18 protein-coding genes are annotated in these 23,384 nt (G+C 48.1%); 8 read left to right on the top strand and 10 right to left on the bottom strand.

Annotated elements, in window-relative coordinates; all coding sequences use genetic code 11:
• Window positions 1-245 precede the first annotated feature (245 nt).
• Window positions 246-728: a hypothetical protein gene (locus tag KO512_RS14860; protein ID WP_215953126.1), complete on the top strand. Its 483-nt coding sequence runs from the start codon at window positions 246-248 to the stop codon at window positions 726-728.
• A 93-nt stretch (window positions 729-821) separates the two neighbouring features.
• Here the strand turns inward: KO512_RS14860 and KO512_RS14855 are convergent, their stop codons facing one another.
• Together KO512_RS14855 and KO512_RS14850 are read right to left on the bottom strand one after the other, a co-directional pair.
• The gene (locus tag KO512_RS14855) at window positions 822-1,664 is read right to left on the bottom strand and encodes an SDR family oxidoreductase (RefSeq protein ID WP_215953125.1); all 843 of its coding nucleotides are present in this window, start codon (window positions 1,662-1,664) and stop codon (window positions 822-824) included.
• A 67-nt stretch (window positions 1,665-1,731) separates the two neighbouring features.
• Window positions 1,732-5,016 carry an EAL domain-containing protein gene (locus KO512_RS14850; protein WP_215953124.1) on the bottom strand — a complete coding sequence of 1,095 codons (3,285 nt, stop codon included), beginning with the start codon at window positions 5,014-5,016 and terminating at the stop codon, window positions 1,732-1,734.
• 331 nt (window positions 5,017-5,347) lie between these two features.
• Here KO512_RS14850 and fahA point away from each other — a divergent pair, with 331 nt between their 5' ends.
• Window positions 5,348-6,658: a fumarylacetoacetase gene (gene fahA, locus KO512_RS14845; protein ID WP_215953123.1), complete on the top strand. Its 1,311-nt coding sequence runs from the start codon at window positions 5,348-5,350 to the stop codon at window positions 6,656-6,658.
• A gap of 112 nt (window positions 6,659-6,770) precedes the next feature.
• Here the strand turns inward: fahA and KO512_RS14840 are convergent, their stop codons facing one another.
• Window positions 6,771-6,941 carry a hypothetical protein gene (locus KO512_RS14840; RefSeq protein WP_215953122.1) on the bottom strand — a complete coding sequence of 57 codons (171 nt, stop codon included), beginning with the start codon at window positions 6,939-6,941 and terminating at the stop codon, window positions 6,771-6,773.
• A 46-nt stretch (window positions 6,942-6,987) separates the two neighbouring features.
• Window positions 6,988-8,076, bottom strand: coding sequence for a site-2 protease family protein (locus tag KO512_RS14835; RefSeq protein WP_215953121.1), 1,089 nt, complete (start codon window positions 8,074-8,076; stop codon window positions 6,988-6,990).
• A gap of 314 nt (window positions 8,077-8,390) precedes the next feature.
• Here KO512_RS14835 and KO512_RS20370 point away from each other — a divergent pair, with 314 nt between their 5' ends.
• The 4 genes from KO512_RS20370 (at window position 8,391) to fadB (ending at window position 14,730) form a co-directional block, all read left to right on the top strand.
• A complete protein-coding gene (locus KO512_RS20370) occupies window positions 8,391-8,525 on the top strand; it encodes a hypothetical protein (RefSeq protein WP_289847248.1) in 135 nt (44 codons plus the stop codon).
• 500 nt (window positions 8,526-9,025) lie between these two features.
• Window positions 9,026-10,660 (top strand): fatty acid--CoA ligase, encoded by a 1,635-nt coding sequence (locus KO512_RS14830; RefSeq protein ID WP_215953120.1) that lies wholly within the window; start codon window positions 9,026-9,028, stop codon window positions 10,658-10,660.
• 617 nt (window positions 10,661-11,277) lie between these two features.
• Complete coding sequence (bktB, locus tag KO512_RS14825; RefSeq protein ID WP_215953119.1) at window positions 11,278-12,462, top strand: beta-ketothiolase BktB; 1,185 nt, start codon at window positions 11,278-11,280, stop codon at window positions 12,460-12,462.
• A 141-nt stretch (window positions 12,463-12,603) separates the two neighbouring features.
• Entirely contained in the window at window positions 12,604-14,730 is a 2,127-nt protein-coding gene (gene fadB / locus KO512_RS14820) for a fatty acid oxidation complex subunit alpha FadB (protein WP_215953118.1), read from the top strand.
• A gap of 117 nt (window positions 14,731-14,847) precedes the next feature.
• Here fadB and KO512_RS14815 read toward each other — a convergent pair whose 3' ends face one another.
• The 4 genes from KO512_RS14815 to KO512_RS14800 form a co-directional block, all read right to left on the bottom strand.
• A complete protein-coding gene (locus KO512_RS14815) occupies window positions 14,848-15,183 on the bottom strand; it encodes a type II toxin-antitoxin system HicB family antitoxin (RefSeq protein WP_215953117.1) in 336 nt (111 codons plus the stop codon).
• Window positions 15,184-15,264: 81 nt separating this feature from the next.
• Complete coding sequence (locus tag KO512_RS14810; protein ID WP_215953116.1) at window positions 15,265-15,639, bottom strand: hypothetical protein; 375 nt, start codon at window positions 15,637-15,639, stop codon at window positions 15,265-15,267.
• 697 nt (window positions 15,640-16,336) lie between these two features.
• Window positions 16,337-16,630, bottom strand: a complete 294-nt coding sequence (locus KO512_RS14805) for a hypothetical protein (protein WP_215953115.1) — start codon at window positions 16,628-16,630, stop codon at window positions 16,337-16,339.
• Between the two features lie 288 nt (window positions 16,631-16,918).
• On the bottom strand, window positions 16,919-18,316 hold the full coding sequence (locus KO512_RS14800; RefSeq protein ID WP_215953114.1) for a PLP-dependent aminotransferase family protein: 1,398 nt from the start codon (window positions 18,314-18,316) through the stop codon (window positions 16,919-16,921).
• 115 nt (window positions 18,317-18,431) lie between these two features.
• Between KO512_RS14800 and ccoG the strand changes: the two genes are divergently transcribed.
• Both ccoG and KO512_RS14790 read left to right on the top strand, forming a co-directional pair.
• Entirely contained in the window at window positions 18,432-19,802 is a 1,371-nt protein-coding gene (gene ccoG / locus KO512_RS14795) for a cytochrome c oxidase accessory protein CcoG (RefSeq protein ID WP_215953113.1), read from the top strand.
• A gap of 61 nt (window positions 19,803-19,863) precedes the next feature.
• On the top strand, window positions 19,864-20,520 hold the full coding sequence (locus tag KO512_RS14790; RefSeq protein WP_215953112.1) for a glutathione S-transferase: 657 nt from the start codon (window positions 19,864-19,866) through the stop codon (window positions 20,518-20,520).
• A gap of 524 nt (window positions 20,521-21,044) precedes the next feature.
• Here the strand turns inward: KO512_RS14790 and umuC are convergent.
• Together umuC and umuD are read right to left on the bottom strand one after the other, a co-directional pair.
• Window positions 21,045-22,307, bottom strand: a complete 1,263-nt coding sequence (gene umuC / locus KO512_RS14785) for a translesion error-prone DNA polymerase V subunit UmuC (RefSeq protein ID WP_215953111.1) — start codon at window positions 22,305-22,307, stop codon at window positions 21,045-21,047.
• A gap of 3 nt (window positions 22,308-22,310) precedes the next feature.
• Window positions 22,311-22,748: a translesion error-prone DNA polymerase V autoproteolytic subunit gene (gene umuD / locus KO512_RS14780; protein WP_215953110.1), complete on the bottom strand. Its 438-nt coding sequence runs from the start codon at window positions 22,746-22,748 to the stop codon at window positions 22,311-22,313.
• Between the last annotated feature and the right edge of the window lie 636 nt (window positions 22,749-23,384).

Genomic DNA, 23,384 nt, shown 5'->3' with positions numbered 1-23,384 from the left:
AGATACAAGGGTGTGGTGAAGGATGAACCGCACCATGATTTCCGAGATGAATGGTGCGATTCGGGTGCGATTCGCAAGCTCATCAGCACCCTACAGAGGCTTAAATGGAGGGTGTGGTGAAGCATGAACCGCACCATGCCCCATCGATTCACCGGTGTATTTATCTATTAATTCGATTAAGCTGACAGCAAGCTTCATTTGGCACAATAGCCATTTCCAATCGCTCGATCTATTCATGGGTTTCTATGCCGCACATAACCGCTTTACCCCTGCTTGTCTTGATCTCTTTGTCTACCGTTGTTCAAGCTGATGAGCCAAGCGCCTTCAAACAGACTGATATCTATGGCCGCTGGCATTGTGAGCATGCCATGGTTGACGGGACTACCCGGATGACCGTTGATTACAACGTCGATTACTTGGAGGGTGGGGAATCAAATGGCCTAGGCACATTGGTGCTTAAACTGCCTAACTTCCCTGAGATGGAATACGATGTTTCACATCAATCTCACTGGGCTATGCACGAGGGGACGCTGACGTTTACCTCTCCAGAACTAAGGTTGATCAATCGAAGTCACCCTCAGTTAAACAGTTTTCTTGATTTAGAACGTCTGTTTCCGCCTAAATCTCAAGAATCGTCGACGATACTCGAGTTGACTCAGACGAAGCTTGTCGCCCGGTCTGACTCCTATGGTGGTGTTTATGCTTGCGCCAAAGTGGCATCCCGCTAACCCGTATGTTTAACGCTACTGCGGTTTCAGTGTTAAGCGACTTTGTCCGCTAAATTATCTATATCTGCTTATTTTGGTAAGTGTGATTAGCCCTTATTTGTTTTCTACGCTGGATGCCTTTAGCAGTATCCAGTCAAGCATTCGGGTAGATAATACTCGCCGAAGAAAACCGAACAGATAGGTGGGGAAGGTGACGTAATAACGAGCTTTAGGCCGCTTACTTTCCAGTGCGTGGATCACTTTGTCTAACACTGCCTCGGGACCTAAGGTGAAAGGGTCTTGGCCTTTATCTTCAGTACTTAGCCGCTGCAGAACTTTTTTATAACTTTTGCGAAAGGGGCTGGCCTCCACATCAATATTCGCCTTGAAGGCTTTTAAACCATTGGCTCTAAATTGACTGGTAACAGGGCCGGGTTCGATCAATGAAAGATGAATGCCGGTGCCGGTGAGCTCTTGCCGCAGGGTATCGGTATAGCCTTCAAGAGCAAACTTACTGGTGTTGTAAGCTCCGCGGAAGCGCATCGCGATGAGTCCCAGCACCGAACTATTTTGAATGATCCGGCCAAACCCCTGTCGCCTCATCAGCGGTAACACTCGGCAGGTGAGTTCATGCCAGCCGAGTAGGTTGATCTCAAGCTGTTGGCGTAACACATCCCGACTAAGGTCTTCAATCGCGCCCGGCTGACCGTAAGCACCGTTATTAAAGAGGGCATACAACTCTCCACCGGTTTCGGCTTCAACCCAGTCCATTGCCTGTTGAATCGATTCGGAGTGTTCTAAGTCTAGCTGAATAGCTTCGAGCCCTTGTTGCTTCAGGCGGTCAACATCCTGCTGTTGTCGGGCGCTGGCAATCACCCGATAACCTCGCTGTCGCAAGCCGATAGCAACATGGTAGCCAATGCCGCTGGAGCAACCGGTAATGAGTATGGTTTTCATTGATATGTTTATTCGTCGTCGATTAAGAGTTAAAGCCCCTTAGGGCCTAATGGCAATGCTTTCGATATTAATGCCTTGGTTTCCTAAGGCTATCGTTTTTCAGTAAGGCGAGAAACTCATTTTCAGGTACGCCTTTGCTGAACAGAAAGCCTTGCGCGTACAGGCAGCCTTCATCCAGCAGAAACTGCCGCTGCTGTTCTGTTTCCATGCCTTCGGCAATAACTTCTAACCCCAAACTGCCGGCTAGCGCAATCACTGCGCGAGCGATCGCTTGGTCATTCATATCCTCGGGAATATCCCGAATAAAAGAGTGATCGATCTTTAAGCGATCGAGCGGCAATGCTTTTAGATAGCTAAGCGAAGAGTAACCGGTGCCAAAATCATCAATGGCCAATCGGATGCCCATATCGCGGATCTCCTTCAGTTCTTTGCCTGCCCGAGTGGGGTTATTCAGAATCACGCCTTCGGTGATTTCAAGCTCAATCATTTCACTACTGCATTGATTACGTTCGAGTATAGTGGCAACCTGGGTCGCCAGTGTGTTGCTACCAAAGTGACGCGCTGACACGTTGACCGATATTCTTGGCACCTGATAACCCGCGCTTTGCCATTCGCGAATATTACGACACACCGTATCTAGCACCCAATAGTCGATCATCTTAATCATGCCGGTTTTTTCGGCGAGAGGGATAAAACGATCGGGAGGGATGATGCCTAACTGCGGATCTTTCCAGCGAATCAATGCTTCTGCACCAATAATACGGTTATCCGAGATATCGATTTGGGGCTGATAATGCAAGACAAACTGCTCATGTTCGATGGCGTTGCGCATCGCACCTACCATCAAGATCCGTTCAAATGCCTGATCGGTCATCTCTTGAGTATAAAACTCATAACGGTTTTTACCCGCCGCTTTAGCGCGATACATTGCGGTGTCCGCATTGCGGATTAAATCTTCTGGCTGAGTAGCGTCATTAGGGAAGAGGCTGATACCAATGCTAAGGCTGATATGAAGCTGCTGTTCATCTAGAATAATCGGTTCATCGAAGGCGATGAGTAGGTTTTGTGCAATCAGACTAGCATCTTCAGGTTGCTGAATATCTTCGATAATAATGGTGAATTCATCGCCTCCTAGGCGGGAGATGGTATCGTAATCACGGACATGATGTTTTAGCCGTTCAGATACCTTGATGAGTAGCCGGTCTCCGAGGTTATGACCAAAACTATCATTAATCTCTTTAAATTCATCTAAATCAATAAACAGCAAGCCAATCACTTTTTGACTGCGTTTGGCATGCAGCAATGCCTGTTTTAATCGATCACCGAAGAGTAAGCGGTTAGGGAGTCTCGTTAATGGATCGTGGTGGGCGAGAAAGTCGAGACTTTTCTCTTTTTCCTGCAATGATTTTTGAATGACAATATGGTCGGTAATATCTCGGCTAGATTCAACCAAACCGGTCACCTGCCCCTCTGCATCGTAAAGCGGGCTGGCCATCAACTCGAAGGTGCGAATTTCGCCTCCCTTCATTTTGTGTTCATGTATACGTGTGGTTGGGTGGCGACTTTCCATGACATCTTTTAACGGACAAATTTGACAGGGGCTACCGCTATTTTGAACGCTGGCATAACAGGGTTTATCATCCTGTTGCAGGCAGTGGTAATAGTAATCGTCGGCGGCCCGGTTTGATTTAACGACGCGATAATGCTTATCAATAACCATCACCGGATCGCCAATACAATCGAGCACTGCCTGTAGAAAGTCACTCTCTTGACGGGATTTCTGTTCCGCTTGCTTGCGTTCGGTTATGTCCCTAACGGTTGACAGTACCACTTCTCGGCCATCGGCATCGAGCAGGATAGAGCTAATTTCAACCGGTATTTTAAGTCCATCTGCGGTGATATGTACCGATTCAAAAACGCTGCCTTTATTGCTCGATTTAATGATTTTCAGGATGGCTTTCCAACTGTCTAAATCCTTATGACAATCACTGAAAGCGGTAACTTGGGTGCCGAGTAGCTGTTCTCGGCTATAGCCTAAATAGTGACAACTGGCCTGATTGAGATCGATTATACGGGCAGTTTGTGATTCGATAATAAAGAGGGCATCGTTACTGCGATCAACCAGTTCGCGAAACATCTGCAGTTGTGAATCGATTTTATGCTTTTCAGTCAGGTTGGTGAGCAAACAATGGGTCTGTAGAAACCGCTGCTCGTTATCATAGATCGCTCGACCATCAAGATGAATATCAAGCCGGTGGCCGCTTTTGCTTAAAATCCGGTAATGTATATTTTTAATTTGACCCGTCTGTTTAAGCTGAGCAAAACCGAGTTTGAATTGTGCCTCTTGCCCATCTTCCAATAGATTGCTGAAGGGTTTGCCGATGACATCAACTTCGTTATAACCGGTCATCGCTCGCCAGCAGGCATTAACTTCAATTAGATTGCCGTAGGCATCTAGTGATTGATAGGCCAGCGGGGAGCTTTCAAAAAAACCGTGATAATGATCCGCTTTATGTTTGCTAATCAGCAGTTGTTGGTTGAGGCTGTCTAGCGCGTTACGCATGGTGTTAATAAAGTGATTCTGTAGCCGGTCGGCAAGATGCTGACGGGTTAGCAGCCCGACAATACGATTGTCGTTATCGCTGACCAATAAACGGCGCACGCTTTTGGTCTGCATAATTTTGCGGGCGTCTAACAAAGAGGCATCCGCGCGCACAGTTTCAACCGGGCTACTCATATATTGACTGACAGGGGTGTTGTTCAAGTCAACTTTATCATCGATCAGGCGGACAACATCCCGTTCCGTCAATATGCCATCTGCACGGTGACCCTCACCAATCACGATACTGCTGGTCTTCTTTTCATTCATCAGGGCGAAGGCTTGTCGTAAGCTAGCCGTCGGTGAAATAAACAGAATCACCCGTTCCATCACGGCGTCGACATGTTTTATTTGAGCTAGATATTCAAACCCGAGATGCTGCACGAAATCCGTTTCGGTTGCGATGCCTTTCAAGCTTCCGTTTGGGTTAGTCACTACAATATGGCGCAGGTTCTCCCGTTGCATCAGTTCATAGGCCTGCTGGAATTCGCAATCACAGGGTAGCGTTTTAACCGGCGACGTCATCACTTGGGCCGCGGTCATCTGGCCGAGATCTCGATCACCTAGGCTAACCAGTCGGAGGATATCTTTTTCGGTAATAATGCCTACCGGCTCTTCAGCGTCAATGATAACCATTGAGCTGACATCAGATTTGCGCATTCGGTGTAACACACTGACGACAGTATCGGTAGGGTTAGCGTATAAAACCTCGATACTACAGATGCTATTAAGCGTAACAACTGATTCTGGCATATTGACTTAATCCTTATTCCCGCATCCTTGCGATACCGCTTATTCGGGATAATGTTAGCGGACATCAATTGCTTGATAGTGCAATCCTGATAGAGGAAACATGTGAAGTCATTAACCTACCATAAGATAGGGTCATTAGTTGAGGCAAAGTTGCCATTTCGGGGAATCTTAAATCATTGTTTACTCATTGGAAATAATGTATTTATCCCTTGTGCCTTGAAGCCCGTCGCGCTTCTGTTACCGTACCGGTAGATAATAAAAAATCACATCAGATCTTTGTTGTGCTTACGTAACAGCGCCTCTGATGATTATGAATAGCTGCGAGTGAACTATGCCTGTATTGAATGAAACACATAACCCTAACCTACGTAGCTGGGTTAGCTCAGCTAATCACGTTAGCGCTGATTTTCCGATTCAAAACTTACCCTTTGCTGAGTTTAGACGCAAAGACAGTGATGAAGCCTTTCGGGGCGGTGTCGCCATTGGTGATCAGGTATTGGATCTGGCTGCCGTCAATGGTGTGTTCTCAGGTGATGCGGCGCTTGGCGTAGCAGCCTGTGCTGCGCCAACCTTGAACCACTTTATGTCATTAGGCGCACCGGTATGGTCGGCATTACGATTAGCGTTGTCTCGGGCGCTGCGTGAAGGTGCCGCGGAGCAGGGGGGTTTAGAATCGAGCTTGATTGCTCAAGCCGACGTTGAATATAGCTTGCCCTGTCAGATCGGCGATTACACCGACTTTTATACCTCTGTCTTTCATGCTACTCGCGTAGGTAGTTTGTTCCGCCCAGATAACCCGTTGCTACCAAACTATAAATGGGTGCCGATTGGCTATCATGGCCGTAGCTCTTCGATCGATGTGTCGGGTCAGACTTTCCGTCGCCCTCAAGGACAAACCAAAGCACCGGACGCTGAAGCGCCGAGCCTGAATGCCTGTAAACGATTGGACTATGAGCTAGAAGTGGGTATCTATATCGGCAAGGGCAATGCGTTAGGCGAGCCTATTGATCTCGATGATACCGACCAACATGTGTTCGGTTACTGTCTGTTTAATGACTGGTCTGCCCGCGATATACAGGCTTGGGAATATCAGCCGCTAGGGCCTTTCCTGGCGAAAAACTTTGCTTCTACAGTCTCTCCTTGGATTGTGACTAATGAAGCGCTGCTGCCTTATCGTACTGAATTTAAGCGCGATGCGGCAGACCCTCAGCCACTGCCGTATCTCGCTTCAGGGAAAAATACTCAGCAAGGTGCCTTGGACATTAAGCTGGAGGTGCTGTTACAAACCGAACAGATGCGTAACCAGCATCAAGCGCCGGCGTCGTTATCTGCGTCGAACTTTGTTTATTCTTACTGGACGGTTGCACAGATGGTGGCACACCACACGGTCAATGGCTGTAATCTGCGCCCGGGAGACTTCTTTGGTTCGGGTACACAGTCAGGTCCAGAGCATACACAGGGTGGCTCTTTGCTAGAGCTGAGTCGTGGCGGTAAGGAAGCGATTAGTTTACCCAACGGTGAACAGCGTACCTTCTTAGAAGACGGTGATACGGTGGTGATGCGCGGTTACTGTCAACAGCCTGATGGTGTCCGTATTGGCTTTGGTGAGGTTGCTAGCACCGTGTTGCCGGCTAAAGCCTAACGCTTATTGTGCTCAAATCCGAGGCCGTGAAGGCACAGGGTAGGGCGGTAACATATCAACCCAAGACAGTAAGGTTTGTCTTGGGTTGATGGGCTAAGCTGCTTAACTTAGTTTACTTTTTCGGTTTCTTTTTAAAGAGATTCAATAGCTTCTTTTTCGGATCATGCTCTTCAGTGGGCAGTGCTTTTTCAAACTTATTTTTCATATCCTTCAACTGCTTTTCTTTGCGTTTATGACGCAGATCGTCCCGTTTACTATTGATATCGACTACTTTATCGCTCATATCCACGACTCTTTATTGGCAGCTATGTTGGAAGTGTTACTGCAGTTTAGCTTTGCAATATCTTAAGTGGAAGCCCCAGCAGTGCATCGCCCATGCCGTGAAAATACCAGATGATCGCCACCAAGCCGCCCACGGTAAAGATATACCACAGTGCGGACACCGCTTGACCATAACGGTCTAACGGCAATAGCAGACTATGATGTCGTCCACGCCACTCAAAAAACACCTCGACACTACCGATAATCAACAAAAAGCCCAGCAGCGCTAAACCAAAGTGATAACTGAGCCAGATGCCGCCTGCGGCAGCCGCTCCGCAAAGCAGTAGTCCAAGCAGTGAATTCATAGAGAAGGCGATACTCTTTAGAATATGGCCGCCGTCGAGAGGCAAAATAGGTAATAGATTAAACAGGTTCAGCAGGGCATTGAAAGCACTCAAACCGGCAAAAAAGATTGAGCCGGTCAGCCAATAAGCCACTAGGCTAAGCAGTGATAGCGCAAAGCCAAAAAACGGCCCCATCATTGAAATGCAGACATCTTGCCAGCGGGTATTGATGCGAGCATCACTCAGCGCCAGACCGCCAACGAATGGAATGAGATAGATCCCTTTGGTTTTCATACCAAAGTGCTTCATGGCCCGAATATGGCCATATTCATGCACCACAAGACAGAAAATAAGCGCCAGAGCAAAGGGCAGGGAGAAAAACCAAGAATACGCTGCCAAACTAGCACCGGCCATGACAACCTTTATGATCTTGGCGCTTTTTAGCAGTTTTAGCCCTAGGGCACCAAGCCCAATAATACTGAAGGCGCGTTTTTCTTGGCGTATTGGCGCTTGCGGCACCTGCTTTTCCATCTCTTCGCGGCCATGCTCACCGCGGGTAACCAGTTTATCGGCCATATAAAAACGGTAACTGATATGCACTGGATCCCACTGTGCCTCGGTCTCTAATCGACATAGCACTGTTTCACCCTGTTGGTTTTGCAGCTCAAACTGATGTTCACTGATACCATCAAAATCGCCAGCCGCATCGCGTCGGGATACCGGGGTATTGTTCCAATACAGCAGCTGCCAGCCCGCCATTGAGCCTTCAAGCCGCAAGCTATGGCCCTGACAATCAAGATTAAGTAGTTCCACATCGATTCCTTAAAATAGTTACCGGCGCATGGTTGCATAACTTGATGGCAGTTTAAAGCGCCTTATTGCTCTACTTGCCGTTATTAAAAGGAGAGCCTGCACAAATAGCAGTGTTGCAGCCTAGCCGTGATTGGATATCGAAGGTTTTAATGTTTGTCTAAGATGAATGGCGGTTGTCTGCTTCGGTATAACGCTGTAATTTATGTCTCAATGAATTAAACAGATTGCTATTTTGTTATCTGAAGAGTGGGTTTGGAAACGCGGCTTGTGTCCATCAACCCTCGGCAGAACATTCATAACCTCAAGGTGAATCCATGCAAACAAAAATAATTAAACCTGCAGCCAATACACACGACTTCCCTCTATTAATCAAAAGCCTGCTGTTATCCGGTAAGCGCTTTCAGCCTGACAATGAGATCGTCTACAGCGATGTGATTCGTTATGACTAGCGTACCTCTATAAGCGCATCGCACGCTAAATTCTGCGTATTTTATCCTGTCAATCGATCAGCCTGTCCGATAAAGCAATATAATTTGTAGTGATATTGCTTTTTAATAGATTGATATAACCAAAAATCGGAAGTTGTGACTTAGATATATAGGCTAACCCTATATGTCATAAAGCCCAATAATAGATATTGTCAGGATTTTTTGTATATGACACTAAGGTGTTGTTTTTATCGGTAGATGTCCGTTTATATCAAATAATGATCTTTTTTTGTCATTGTTCCACCTGTCTATCCGATAGAGAATGAATCTCATTAATATGTGCTGCAAAGAGATACAGCGGCGTAATCCTAGTTGCTCAATAGCAGTGACCGTTTTATTAGAAGGAATTCTTTAGACAAATATAAAGTGATAGGCGGTACACGGGCAGCAATCGATAAGCCGAGCGGTTAATCGACTGAACGTGACACCGGACAATATTGAAAACCTTTAAGGTGAATAGCATGCAAACAAAAATAATTAAACCTGCAGATAATGCGCACGACTTCCCTCTACTGATCAAAAGCCTGCTGTCCGGCATGCGCTTTCAACCGGACAATGAGATCGTCTACAGTGATGTGATTCGCTATGACTACCGCACCCTCTATAAGCGTATCTGTAAACTGGCCAATGTGCTTACCGAAGCCGGCGTTAAAGCGGGAGACACGGTTGCGGTGATGGACTGGGACAGCCACCGCTATTTGGAAAGTTACTTCGCCGTGCCGATGATCGGCGCAGTTTTGCACCACGTGAATATTCGCCTGAGTGTCGACCAGATCGGTTACACCATGGGGCATGCGGAAGATAATCTAGTATTGCTGCATGATGATTTCACCGTCATTGCTGAGCAGCTAGCCGATCAATTACCCAGTGTGCGTGGCTATATCCGCCTGAGCGACGATCAACTACCTTCGCCGACGAACCTCAACACAGTCGGAGAGTATGAAACGTTACTCGCGGCCGCCTCTGATGAATATGATTTCCCCGATTTTGATGAGAACTCGATTGCCACACTGTTCTATACCACCGGCACCACGGGAAATCCGAAAGGGGTGTATTTCAGCCATCGACAACTGGTGCTGCACACCCTGAACGGTGCCTCTACCTTAGGCTCTTTTGACGGGCAGCCGCTGCTACGCTCCGATGATGTCTATATGCCGATGACGCCGATGTTCCATGTCCATGCCTGGGGCGTACCTTATATCGCGACGATGCTGGGTGTTAAACAGGTGTATTCCGGCCGTTACGACCCGAATAAACTGCTACGTTTATATCGTGAAGAGGGCGTCACTTTCTCCCACGGCGTGCCGACAGTGCTGCAGATGATCCTTAACTGTGATGAGACTGAAGCGACCGATATGAGCGGCTGGAAACTGCTAACTGGCGGCAGTGCGGCGACCCCCGCACTGGCACAGCAGATGGTGGATCAAGGCATTTTGCTGTTCACGGCTTACGGCATGTCCGAAACCTGTCCGTTGGTGAGCGCTATATTCCTTAAGCCCTCTGAACGTGAACTGGAATTGAGTGATCAGATACCACTGCGTATCAAAGCCGGTGTACCGATTGGCTTAGTGGATCTGAAAATTGTTGACCCTGAGGGTAACGATGTTGCCCATGATGGTGATGCCGTGGGCGAGATTGTGGTGCGCTCGCCATGGTTGACTCAAGGCTATTACAAAGAGGAAGCCAAAGGGGAGGAGCTTTGGGAAAACGGTTGGCTGCACACCGGTGATGTGGCCTCTATCGACAAAGATTATGTTATTCAGATCAAAGACCGTATTAAAGATGTGATCAAAACCGGCGGTGAGTGGATCTCATCATTGGAGCTGGAAAACCTGATCAGTCAGTACCCAGCTGTCTCTGAGGTTGCCGTTGTCGGTGTGCCCGATGAGAAGTGGGGTGAACGTCCTTATGCCTTAGTGGTGCCCATGGCGGGAGAAGAACTTGATAGTGCGGCGATTCAGCAACACCTGCAGCAATATGTCGAAAGTGGCCATATCAATAAATGGGCGGTGCCTCGTGATATCAAGGTGGTTGCCGATATTCCGAAAACCAGTGTAGGTAAGATCAATAAGAAAGTGATCCGTACTCAAGTTTAAAGACTCGGTTTAAGAGCTGGATTTAAAGGCTAAATTTAACGTCGAGAGTAAAGGTCTCATGTGAGACACAGGGCACCCGCTTTAACTGAGGTTTAAGCGGATGCTCAATATAAACGAGGGGCTTAGGCTCCTTTTTTGTCTTTACTACAGTGAGTGGCATGTTGTGCGGCTAATTTTTTACAATCAGGTTTCTACAATCAGGCTTTTACCATCAGGATGGTTTTTGTGATCTGTCCGATAAGGTAATAATTCACATTGCCTTGAGCTTTCTGATGATCGCTTTTTTATCGTCAGTTAAGTACCAATGCCAGAGATTTAGCTTAATTTATCGCCGTTATGGTGCCAACCCCGCACTCTATAAGGTTTTTTATACTCGCCAAGATAGTAGTCGTATTTTCTTTAGCTGGCCGTTTATATCAATTAATAAGCTTTTTTGATCATTGTTCCACTGGGGTATTCGATAGAGAATGAAGTTCATTAGCTGCTGTCATCGTCAATGACGCCGTAAAGGCTACTCCGAGCTAGGGCGCGAAGAGTGGTCGTCAACGTAGCGGGCAGCATTAAAACAAGACAGTCACCGAGTTTATGCGTGGCTCATGATAACAAGAGATAAAGCAATGAAAAAACGTGAAGTGGTCGTGGTAAGCGGTGTACGTACAGCCATTGGTAGTTATGGCGGCAGCCTGAAAGGTCATAAGCCTACTGAATTAGCGGGAGCGCTGGTGGCTGAAGCGGTTAAGCGTGCAGGTATTGCGCCTGAGTCGGTTGAGCAAAGTATCTTTGGTAATGTGATTCATTCTGAGCCTGCCGATATGTATATGGGCCGCGTTGCAGCCATTAACGGTGGACTATCTGAAGAGACGCCGTCACTCACACTGAACCGTTTGTGCGGTAGTGGTTTGCAGGCGATTATCAGTGCCGCTCAGCAGATTGAACTGGGTGTTTGCGATACGGTGGTTGCCGGTGGTGCTGAATCGATGAGCCGCGCCCCTTACCATTTGCCAACCGCTCGTTTTGGTCAACGCATGGGTGACGGTCAGATGGTCGATCCAATGGTTGCAGCACTGCATTGTCCGTTTAACCATATTCATATGGGAGTAACAGCGGAAAATGTAGCAGAAAAATATGGTATTACCCGTGAAGCCCAAGATGAGTTGGCTCTACTCAGCCATAATCGCGCCCAGCATGCGATTGAGCAGGGGTATTTCAAAGATCAGATCATGCCGGTAGAGCTGAAAAGCCGTAAAGGTGTCAAACTGTTTGATACCGATGAGCATGTGCGAATGGATTGCACTCTAGAAGAGATGCAGGCGTTACGACCCGTGTTTAAAAAAGATGGAACCGTCACTGCGGGTAACGCTTCGGGCTTGAATGATGCAGCGGGTGCTGTCGTTATGATGGAGCGCGAAAAAGCCGAAGCCGAAGGTCGTCGGGTGTTAGGCCGCTTAGTTGATTATTCTGTCGTGGGTGTCGACCCAAAACTGATGGGGATTGGTCCGGTCAGTGCAATACAGAAACTGTTTGATCGTAACCATCTGTCAGCAAATGATATCGATGTATATGAAGTCAATGAAGCTTTTGCGGCTCAAGCACTGGCTGTCGCTCAAGAGTTAGACCTGCCACGCGACCGTTTGAATCCAAATGGTAGTGGTATCTCGCTAGGTCACCCGATCGGTGCTACCGGCGCTGTGGTGACCATCAAAGCACTGTACGAACTAAACCGCATTAAAGGTCGCTACGCGATCGTTAGCCTCTGTATCGGTGGCGGGCAAGGTATTGCCGCACTGTTCGAGCGCGTCTAATCTACATCCCGCCATTCAATGCGAATGGCGGGTCCTCTATTTTTCTGTTGTCTTACTGCTGCGACCGGTTTTCGTCTCCTGTTAAGGATGCTCAGACGTGCGCATCACCGCTGTCGCCATTTAAAGAGTCGAGGTTTCACAATGTATCAAGGTCAGGCGTTGTGCCTAAATAAACTGGATGCGGGGTTGGTTGAGCTAACACTGGATCTGCAAGGTTCTTCCGTTAATAAACTCAATCAACACACTCTCGTAGAACTCGCCGAGGCGGTGACTCTTCTGCGTAAAGCCGATATCAACGGTTTGCTAATACGCAGCGCCAAACCTGCTTTTGTGGTCGGTGCCGATATCACTGAGTTCGTTGAGAACTTTAACCTATCGAATGAGCAACTAGCTACGTGGGTTGGCCGTACTAATCAGCTGTTCTGTGAACTGGAAAACCTTCCCTATCCAACGGTAGCTGCCATTAATGGTTTGGCGCTCGGCGGTGGTTTTGAATTGGCGCTGTCGGCGGATTTTCGGATTATGGCGGATAACGCCAAGATCGGTTTCCCCGAGGTTAATCTTGGCCTGTGCCCAGGGTGGGGCGGCACGGTACGTTTGAGTCGTTTGATCGGTGCCACCGATGCGCTGGAGTGGGCCGTTCGCGGACGTCCACAACCGGCGGCTAAAGCACTCGCGGCGGGTGCCGTGGATCAAGTGGTCGCGGCAGACGAGCTACCAGTCGCGGCGTTGGCGCTGCTACAGCAAGCAGTCAGGGGTGACGTCTGTTACACCAGTAACAGTGCCCGTAAGGTAAATGAGCGCACTGAAGCACTCGATCTTGCCCAGCTGAAACAGCAGTTTAGTCGTGACCTGCGTCCGGGATTCCCAGCCGCCGAGATGATTATTGATGCGATCAGCCAGCATGTGAGTCTGCCGTTTGAGGCGGCTCTGAAGGTTGAGACCGGCTGTTTTGTTGCACTCGCCAAAAGTGATGCAACCCAGAGTCTGGTAAGATTATTCCTCAACACGACCCAGCTTAAAAAGCAGGCAAGTACTTGGGTTAAACAAGCCCGCCCCGTGACTCAGAGCGCGGTCTTAGGTGCCGGTATTATGGGCGGAGGCGTCGCCTACCAATCAGCCTCCACCGGCACGCCGATTATCATGAAAGATATCAATGAAGAGGCGTTAACCCTAGGCATCAATACCGCCACCCAATTGCTCGATAAGCAATTAGAAAAGGGCCGCCTGGATGAGGCAGGTAAAGCAAAGGTACTTGGCGCTATCACGCCGACGCTGGAGTATACGCGTTTCAACGGTGTCGATTTGGTGGTGGAAGCGGTGGTTGAAAACCCTAAGGTGAAAGCGGCGGTGTTGGCGGATGTCGAGCAGCATGTGCCCGATCACGCGGTGCTGGCATCGAATACCTCGACTATTTCCATTGATCTGCTGGCTGAAAGTGTTCAGCGTCCCGAGCAGTTCTGCGGTATGCACTTTTTCAACCCGGTACACCAGATGCCATTGGTTGAAGTGATTCGTGGCAGTAAAACCAATGATGCAACGATTGCGACCACGGTTGCCTATGCCACATCGATGGGCAAAACGCCGATTGTCGTGAATGACTGCCCTGGCTTTTTGGTCAACCGAATTCTGTTTCCCTATTACAATGGTTTTAACCGTCTGTTGAAGCAGGGCGTTGATTTCCGCCGTATCGATAAGGTGATGGAGCAGTTTGGCTGGCCTATGGGGCCTGCTTATCTGGCCGATGTGATCGGTATCGATACCATGGTGCACGCCGATGCCGTGATGCAACAAGGTTTCCCTGAGCGTATGCGCCATAACGGCAGCGTGATCATGGAACTGCTGCTGGCGGATGATTGCTTAGGGCAAAAAAATGGTAAAGGTTTCTATCAATATGGCGTTGATGACAGTGGTCGCCGCTATAAAGAGGCGTCAGGCCCGGTGATGGAATTGATCGCCGCAGAGGTCACCGACAAGATAGAAGTAACCGATCAAGAGATCATCGATCGGCTGATGATCCCGTTATGTACAGAAGCGATGCGTTGCCTCGAAGATGGCATTGTCGAAACGCCGGCAGAGGTGGATATGGGCTTGATTCTGGGACTGGGTTTCCCGCGTTTCCGCGGTGGGCCTCTGCGTTATATCGATACCCTTGGGTTGGATCAGTTTGCCGCCATCGTCAAACAGCACCAAGCACAAGGCCCGCTGTATCAGCTCACTGACGGTTTTATTCGCCGCCAAGAGGCAGGGGAGAAGTATTTCGCCTGATCGGCGTTGTGATAACGGATGATTAAACGAAAAAGGCCGATGCGTTGAACATCGGCCTTTTTACTTTGAGTGATATGTCGTTTGTCAGTTTTATTAATCAGGAGTTCGGCTCAGACACTACAGACTGGCTTCTCTATTTAAGGCATCTGATGCCCACTGATTTATGCTTTGCCCTTTTAGCTCGGCGGCTGTGGCGACGGCAGCGTGAATTTCCGGACTCATACGTAGCATGAGTTTACCGGAATAAGGCTTCTGAGGTGCTTTCCCGACGGCACGACATGTTTCGAGGTAATCCGTAACGGCGTCTTCAAATGCCGCTTTCAACTCAGAAACCGTCTCACCATGAAAGCCGATCACGTCTTTTATGCCGGCAATATGACCGATAAAACACTCATCTTCTGAGCTGAATTCTATTCGAGCAGCATAGCCCTGATATAGCATTGAATTACTCATGGCTCTACTCCTAGTTGTTTGATAGAAATCCGTAAGGTCTTCAATCGTGTGTGGGGAGGGTTAAAGCCCTCAGCTATCCGGTTATAACGGGCCTTGCAGGTTAAATAAGATTCCATCGTTATCAATTGGAATAAACTCTGCTGTATAAAATTTTGTGGTTGTATATTTAAGTTCTACCAATACGCCTTCAACTTGGGGATAAGCATTCAAAAACTTCTCCAGCTTATCTCTTACCTGACCATCAAAGATATAAATCGACTCAAGTCCGTAATCGGATTCTTGATAGAGTCGATCTACATCATCTTTTTGGTTAGAGTTACATGGTTTTAGCGTGGTGCGGAATATAGCTTTATTTCCAGTCAGCTCTATTTCCGTATTTTCACCATTGACAGAATCCGTACCAAATCTATTATTCAGCTCTATTGAAGTTGTCTCTGCTCTCAAACTTCTGATCATAGGTAGAATCCTTATTTAGTTATAACGCCGAACAAAGCGGCGCACCTCACACGTCACGCCTTCCGTGATTTATTAAGCATCTGAACCTCTTACTCGAGCTTCTTTCTTTGCAGCTCGAGAATTTCATCGTGTACGGGCTGTACTCTCGTGTACCAACGATAAAACCCAAAGCATGAAGAATAAAAGCCGATTTAAAAAATAACGGACAGTAGCCTTTTTCCATATTTTCGATCGTCTACCGCTAGCTTTACTTGTCGATCTAGTAGGTTTTTTCGTTCGTCTATTAGCGGATCTTCACTACTTTTAAAGTCATAGTATTCTTTAGCGCTATCGAAAATTATCTGGTTTGCTGTCTTGCTATTTATGAACATTAAAGTGAGGCTGACCACCATCATAGCCAAGCCAAAGGTGGCGTAAAACTTGTAAATGTTGTCTGTCGGGATTGGAATTCTTGTATTCATAAATATTATTAACGCGGTAGCCCTGCGAAGCGGCGAGTGAAGGGGCCTTCGGCCCGGAGCAAACTAGGTTTTTTTTGTTCAATAAGCGCTGTAACTCTATTTAAAACGATAATCGACGCATGATGTGCGTCCAAGGCGTCTCCTCGTGAAACGCTTTCTTCTCCGTATCGGACACCAGTCGAGCACAACTGGTTTTTGAAGATCATAGCTTCGATGTGTAGCCTTGTTAAATGTTTTTAGCCAAAAAGCTTACCAAAAAGTGAGAAACCGAGCTTTGACTTAACTTTACTAGCAGAATACCCCGCTTCTTGCTGAGTAAACCATTTTCCTGTCTTGAGACCTAGTTTCTTTAATTTTGTTCTAATTTCCTTTTCCCTGTCTGAATTTACGACCTTATTGACCAGTAGGACAGCAGAAGAACGCCGCCCCATTTCCTGACCATGAGGTTTCTCCGTAAAAAACATCACAAAGCCGCTTTTGCCGGAATCGAGTTCATCTTGGTAAGCAATCACAAATCTCTTTGAATTCACTATATTCCCTCCTGACAGTTTACAGCCAGTTATGGATATCGTTCCAGCTACTGTCATTCTGGAAACCCGATAGATCAAAGTCATTTTTATAATATTTCAGCAGGTTAGCGAGCATTGAGAGAGGTGTTTTACAGAATCATCCTGTCTGTAGGGGCTGCGTCCTTGCCATCAATTTGTCTCAATCATAATACCCAGATGCCGGTAAATCAAAGCGCTAACACAATAAATTCATTGTTGTGAGTATGGTCTTATCCTTGAACCTGAACGACGCTGTGAAGTTCAGCGTCATTAGCTTAACATCTCACCCAGCTGCTTAAGCGCTTTGAGGCGCCGCTCATCCCAGGGGTGGGCAAAGCTGATACGTAGGCAATGAGTAAACTGACCCGAGACGGAAAACAGTGGGCCGGGGGTTATCACCACGCCTTGCTGTAATGCTTGAGGGTAGAGCTTTAAGGTATCGATATGCTCGGCCAGTTCGACCCACACCGCTAGGCCGCCTTGGGGTAGGCTGACGCGGATATCGCCGGGCCAAGTCTGCAGTTGAGCGATAAGCTGGTCGCGCCGTTCGTGCAATTCATGGCGCTGACGGCGCAGGTGGGTGGCAAAGCTGCCATCGGCCATAAACTCCGCGACCCCTTGCTGTAGGTAACGGCTACTGGCTAACTGAGTGACCAGCTTTAAACAGATGATCTGTGTATGCCAGCGGGCACCGGCGATCCAACCTAAGCGTAGATCTCGAGACAGGCTTTTCGAAAACGAGCTGCAGAGCATGACGCGATTATGGCGATCGAGCGCCTTGAGTGGATCGGGGACAACACCGAAGGCGGTATCGGCATAAATATCATCTTCAATAATGGCGAGATCATAGCTTTCCGCCAAATCCAGCAGCCGGTGTTGGGAAGCCTCCGGCATTAAACTGCCACCGGGAGTCGAGAAGGCCGGTGAAACAATGCAGGCTTTCACCGGCCAGCGTTCCAAGACCTCCTCAAATGCATCCATATCCATCCCTTGGGCGAGGGTGGCGGGCACCTCTATCACTTGCAGTTCTAGCTGTTCCAGTAGTTGTAACACACCATAGAAGCCCGGAGATTCAACCGCCACCACATCGCCTCTCTTACAGCTAGCCATGAGTGCCAGAAACAGAGCGTGCTGACAACCGGAGGTGATACATAGCTGATCGGTATCGACCTGCCAGCCTCGACGGGCTACATGCAGTGCCAGTTGTTGCCGTAACGCGAGATTACCCTCGGGGTCGTCATAGTATTGATAATCTTCACCTTGCTGGCGGCGTAACGCCCGTGCTATCGAACGGTTAAGGGTGACGATACTGGCTGGGAGCTCACCACCGTGCAGGTCCGGCAGCAGATCAAAAGCGGCGCTGCGCCGCATGATATCCAACAATAATTCACTGACTGTTGCGGGACGGGGTGGGTCAATACGTGACCGGCTAATAGGTTCGGCGACAGGACTGCGTAGGGCGACAAAATAACCCGCTTTGGGGCGGGCTTCGAGTAATCCTTGGGCTTCCAGTCGCTGCAGGGCATGTTGCACCGTCGCTTTCGATAAGTCGTGCTGTTTACACAGCTCCCGAATGGAAGGTAGCCGATCGCCGGTACGCCAGCGCTGTGCCTTTATACCTTCGGATAGCCAGTTTTCGAGTTGCTGATATAAATAATCTGATGACATGGCGGCTCTTATTGCTGACGTTAACTGTACCTATTATATATCTTTTTTTTATGCCTGTTCCTATCGCTATTGTAACCCTAATCTACGTGCATCAAAAATTGAATAGATCAACAGCATGCAAAAAATTCCTCTACGGCAAGTACCTATCGCTGCCTCTGTCACTCCATTTGCTAAAGATGGCAAGTTTCATGTGCGCCTCACCGAAGGGCGTTTTCAAAACCTGAGACGTTTAACCACCTGGCCATTGATCGCCCTGTTTTTTGGCTTGGTTTGGGTTCAGATTGATGGTCAGCCGATTCTGTTTTTCTCCTTTGAGCAACGCAAGATCACCCTGTTTGGCAGCGCGCTGTCGTGGCATGATCTACCTTTATTGGCGGGTGTGATGATTGCGGGAGCGACTCTGCTGTTCTTTATGGCGGTGGCATGGGGGCGTATCTGGTGCGGTTTTGCCTGCCCACAAAGCATCTGGACCTGGTTGTTTATCCGTATTGAAACCCTGACGGAAGGACGGGCCAACAACCGAGCTAAAACGGAAGGGCAGCCATTAAGAGGTGTGCGGCTATTGCGCCGAATCACTAAGCACCTGCTGTGGATACTGTTGTCGTTGCTGACAGCGGCGACCTTTACCGGTTATTTCGTGCCTATTCGAGAGATCGCCACGGATGCCCTGCAGTTGCAGATGTCACTATCCATGTTCGGCTGGTTGGCGATTATGGCGGCTTTAACCTATGCCAATGCGGGCCTTGTGCGGGAAAAAATCTGCCTGCATGCCTGTCCTTATGCCCGCTTTCAGAGTGTTATGTTTGATAGGGACACATTGACCGTTAGTTATGATGCTCAACGGGGAGAGCCACGCGCCAATCATCGAACTAGCAATGATAATAGTGGTGACTGTGTCGATTGTGGTATCTGTGTGCAGGTGTGTCCTACCGGTATTGATATCCGTGATGGCTTGCAAGCGGCTTGTATCGATTGCGCAGCCTGTATCGATGCCTGTGATACGGTGATGGATAAACTGCAACGGCCCCGTGGATTGATTCGTTTTGCCTCAGAACAGCAACTGATCGGTAAGTCGTCACCCTTTTTGCGCCCCCGACTGGCTGGTTATGCGGCGATAATGCTCTGTGCCTTTGGCGTGGTCGCCTATGGTTTTACCGAGACGAAAGGGCTGCTTGTTGAGATCCGTCGCGATCGAACTAATCTGGTGACCCAGCTTGATCAGAACACCGTGTGCAATCTTTATCGGATAAAAGTAGAAGGTTTTGCGAAAGAGCAGACGCTGGTTAAAGTCTCTCTGACTCAACATGAGCAGTATCAGTTGCATGGCCCAGCCGAGATCGACCTGAGGGAGAGTAATTCGGTTTGGTTGCCGTTCCGTATCTGCGGCAGTCACCTTGGTGCACAGAATGCTGCCGTGGAGTTTGTCTTCAATGGCAATGGTATTCAAACCTCTAAGGCGACCACCTTCTTGACGCGGCTGATGTAATCAGACTGATGTAATTAACGTATAATGCGGCGGTTTTTATAATCTGGGGTACACTAGCGCGATGACGACTCAACAACCGATACTTTACTCCTTCCGCCGCTGCCCCTATGCGATACGCGCCCGGTTAGCGATTGCTGGTAGTGGCCAATCCGTGACACTGCGTGAGGTGGTGCTAAAAGACAAACCCGCGGCCATGTTGCAGGCATCATCTAAGGCCACTGTGCCGGTGTTAGTGCTGCCCGAGGGTAGGGTGATCGACGAAAGCCGCGATATTATGCGCTGGGCGCTGCGCCAGAGTGATCCACATAACTGGCTGTGTGCCGATGACCCGGATCAACTGTGGCAGAACGAAGGGTTGATTCAAGAGAACGATGCTGTTTTTAAGCAGCATCTCGATCGCTACAAATACTTTGAGCGTTACCCTGGCCATTCTCAAGACTATTATCGCCAGCAGTGTGAAGTCACGCTGGGACGATTAGAGCGGCAGCTGCAGCAGTCGGCGTTTTTAACCGGTGAACATTGCCGTCTTGCCGATATCGCGATCTTTCCTTTTATCCGTCAGTTTGCTCATGTGGATCGTGACTGGTTTTATAGCGCGCCTTATCCCGACCTACAGCGCTGGCTGGATTATCATTTAACATCACCGTTATTCTTATCGGTCATGAAAAAATATCCTCGCTGGGAAGAGGGTGATGCGGTCATTAGCTTTCCAGAGTAATGCTATAATTTAAACCGTTTTCTGGACTTTTAAGCGCCGTTTATTCGGCGTTTTTTTTATTGTAAATCACCTCAGTTGTTAGCTTACGCCTGACGCAATCAATAGCGGTCAGGTACTCGTTTTAAGGGCTCGGCTAAACATCCATAAAAGCCAAATTTAAGGCCTAGATAGAGGCGGCTTTAACAACTCGATTAACGGCTGGCTTTGATGCCAATACTAACTCATATCAGACTAAATAATCACCGTTTTAGGTGCCTTTCTATATGCCTTTTTATGTGTCTATCTATCGTTATGATTCCCCGTATAATCAGAGTCTATCGTTTCGTTTTTCGGTCTTAATAGATCAAAAGAGACGGGTGCTATGGCTTTAAAATCTGCCATTCAGTCGCCGATCCTCATGGCTTTTTATTCAGTGTTTAACATCGATTTAATGCTTAAAAATACTACAACTTGCATTAATATAGTTATTTAAATAATTGTTATATAAGCAATAAGATCCCAATCAATATTGTCGACAATTATTATTAGGCTTTTACGATCGGTAGTTGATCCCATCGGGTAGTGTAAGCTGGTGAGAGGCGATTGCGTTGCATCTGCCAGCCGGTTGTTAGCATCTCTGAAGCGAAGCGTACCTGACCTCGGCCGCTCTGATTGATCTGGTCTACCGCTTGCATCAGTCGCGTCGCGGCGGGTGATGCGGACGCTTCAAATAGTGATGGTTGAAAGTGACCCGGCGAGTATAGATCGGACAGCATAATACCCGCTTTCATATAGCGGCAATTAGGTTTCCAGAGTGCTTGTAATAACGTCTGTGCTACGGCATTCAACTGGCGTGAATCATCACTGGGAACATGGAGCATACGGCTGGCACTATTACTGTAAAAAACCTCTTGGGATGCATGGGGGTTGGTGCGAATAAAAACTGTCACCACGCGGGCCAATGCCGATTGTTGGCGAAGTTTTTCTGCCGCTCGGCAGCAGTATTGGGCGATGGCTGAACGCATCGATGGCAGAGCGGTAATCCGCTGAGCAAATGAGCGACTGCAGAGAATTTGCTGGCGAGGTGGTGGGCACTCTTCTAACGCCATGCAAGGCTGGCCATTCAGTTCACGTACCGTGCGCTCTAAAGTGATCGAATAATGGCTGCGAATCCAAGCCAGATCGCAGTCTGCTAATGCCTGTGCTGAGCGAATACCCTGTTCCTCTAATCGCCGAGTAAGTCGACGACCCACTCCCCAAACTTCCTGTATCGGCATCAGGGCCAACAATCGACGCTGTCGTAAAGGATCGGTCAGATCAACCACACCCGCTGTTGCGGCGTACTGCTTAGCGGCATGATTGGCCAGCTTGGCTAGAGTTTTGGTGGGAGCGATGCCCACGGACACATGGATGCCGGTATGCTGATAAACCCGCTGCTTAAGTTGCTGCCCATATTCGGCTAATGAAAAATGGGGGTCGAGGCCGCTTAAATCCAGAAAGGCCTCATCGATGGAATAAACCTCAATGGCCGGTGCCTGCTGTTCAAGCACGGTCATCACTCGGGCGGAAATATCGCCATACAACGCATAGTTAGATGAAAACACCGCGATATTTTCTCGGTCGATCTGCTCCTTAACCTGATACAGCGGCACCGCCATCTTGATGCCTAAGCGCTTAGCCTCGGCGCTGCGGGCGACGATACAGCCATCATTGTTGGATAACACCACGATAGGGCGGCCCGCTAAATCAGGCCGAAACAGCCGCTCGCAGCTAGCATAAAAATTATTACAGTCCACCAGCGCAAACATCGATTAGCCCCGTTGACGCACGGAATGAATCACCGTGGTGACGACACCAAATAGCTCCAGCGTGCTATCTGGGCCAAATTCGATTGGCGCATAGGTTGGATTATGTGCCAACAACTGCAGGGTCGGGCGGGTAGATAGCTCTTTAACCGTAAACTCGCCATTAACACAGGCGATGACAATATCCCCATTGACCGCTTTGAGTGAACGATCGACCACCAGCACATCACGGGAGAAGATGCCGACCCCTTCCATAGAGTCCCCCTCGGCACGCACAAAATAGGTGGCGGCAGGGTGTTTAATGCAAAGGTCATTTAGGTCTAGAGTGCGTTCAATATAATCCTGTGCGGGTGAGGGAAAGCCTGCTGGCACAGAATTCATAAATAGAGGCAGCATGGCTGATGTAGTCGAGCGCATATAGCGCCCTAAAAATGAAATATGCATAACCCGAGCAGACCTTTTCAATTCACAAATGACTGTATATATAAACAGTATATTAAGGGCGAAGGCTGCTCGAGTAAAGACAAACTATTTTGTATTATTAGTACAAAATACATATTATGTTTTATTTTATGATTAAGGCTTAGCTTTAACTGAGTTAACAAGATGTACATGAATCACAGCGATTGTAGGCTTAGCGAAGAGGGCTCTAAATTTTAAAGCAGGTATCAAGTTGGCGTTCAGTCAGGTGTTTTAATCGAGATTTTAATAGCGGTTTTAAGCCAATGTTTGAAGGCAGCTTTTGAAGGCAGCTGTTCCATTGAAGTGTTCAAGATAGTCTTTGACCATAGCCATCAATTTCAGACAGGCGAGGGCTTTTTTCACTCTTTATTCATACTCTTTACTTGTATCAAAAGCATCGCCATTTTGATTCTTAGACCTTATAGGACGAGGGTTGATATAGGGCTTCATACTGGGCAATAAAAGACAGGAGGCATACAGGAAAAAACGGAGAAAAGCCCTATAAACTAAAACTATTAAATATTAACCTATTTTATGACAAGTGATATTTAACTGTTTGTTTTTAAATGAAATTTAATTAATTATATCGGTAATAAAAAACTGAGATTTTTAAGAATT

It is taken from the genome of Amphritea atlantica (genome assembly GCF_018860855.1).
Lineage (GTDB): Bacteria > Pseudomonadota > Gammaproteobacteria > Pseudomonadales > Balneatricaceae > Amphritea > Amphritea atlantica_A.
Note: the sequence above shows the minus strand (reverse complement) of the source record. Positions and strands in the feature narration are given on the sequence as shown.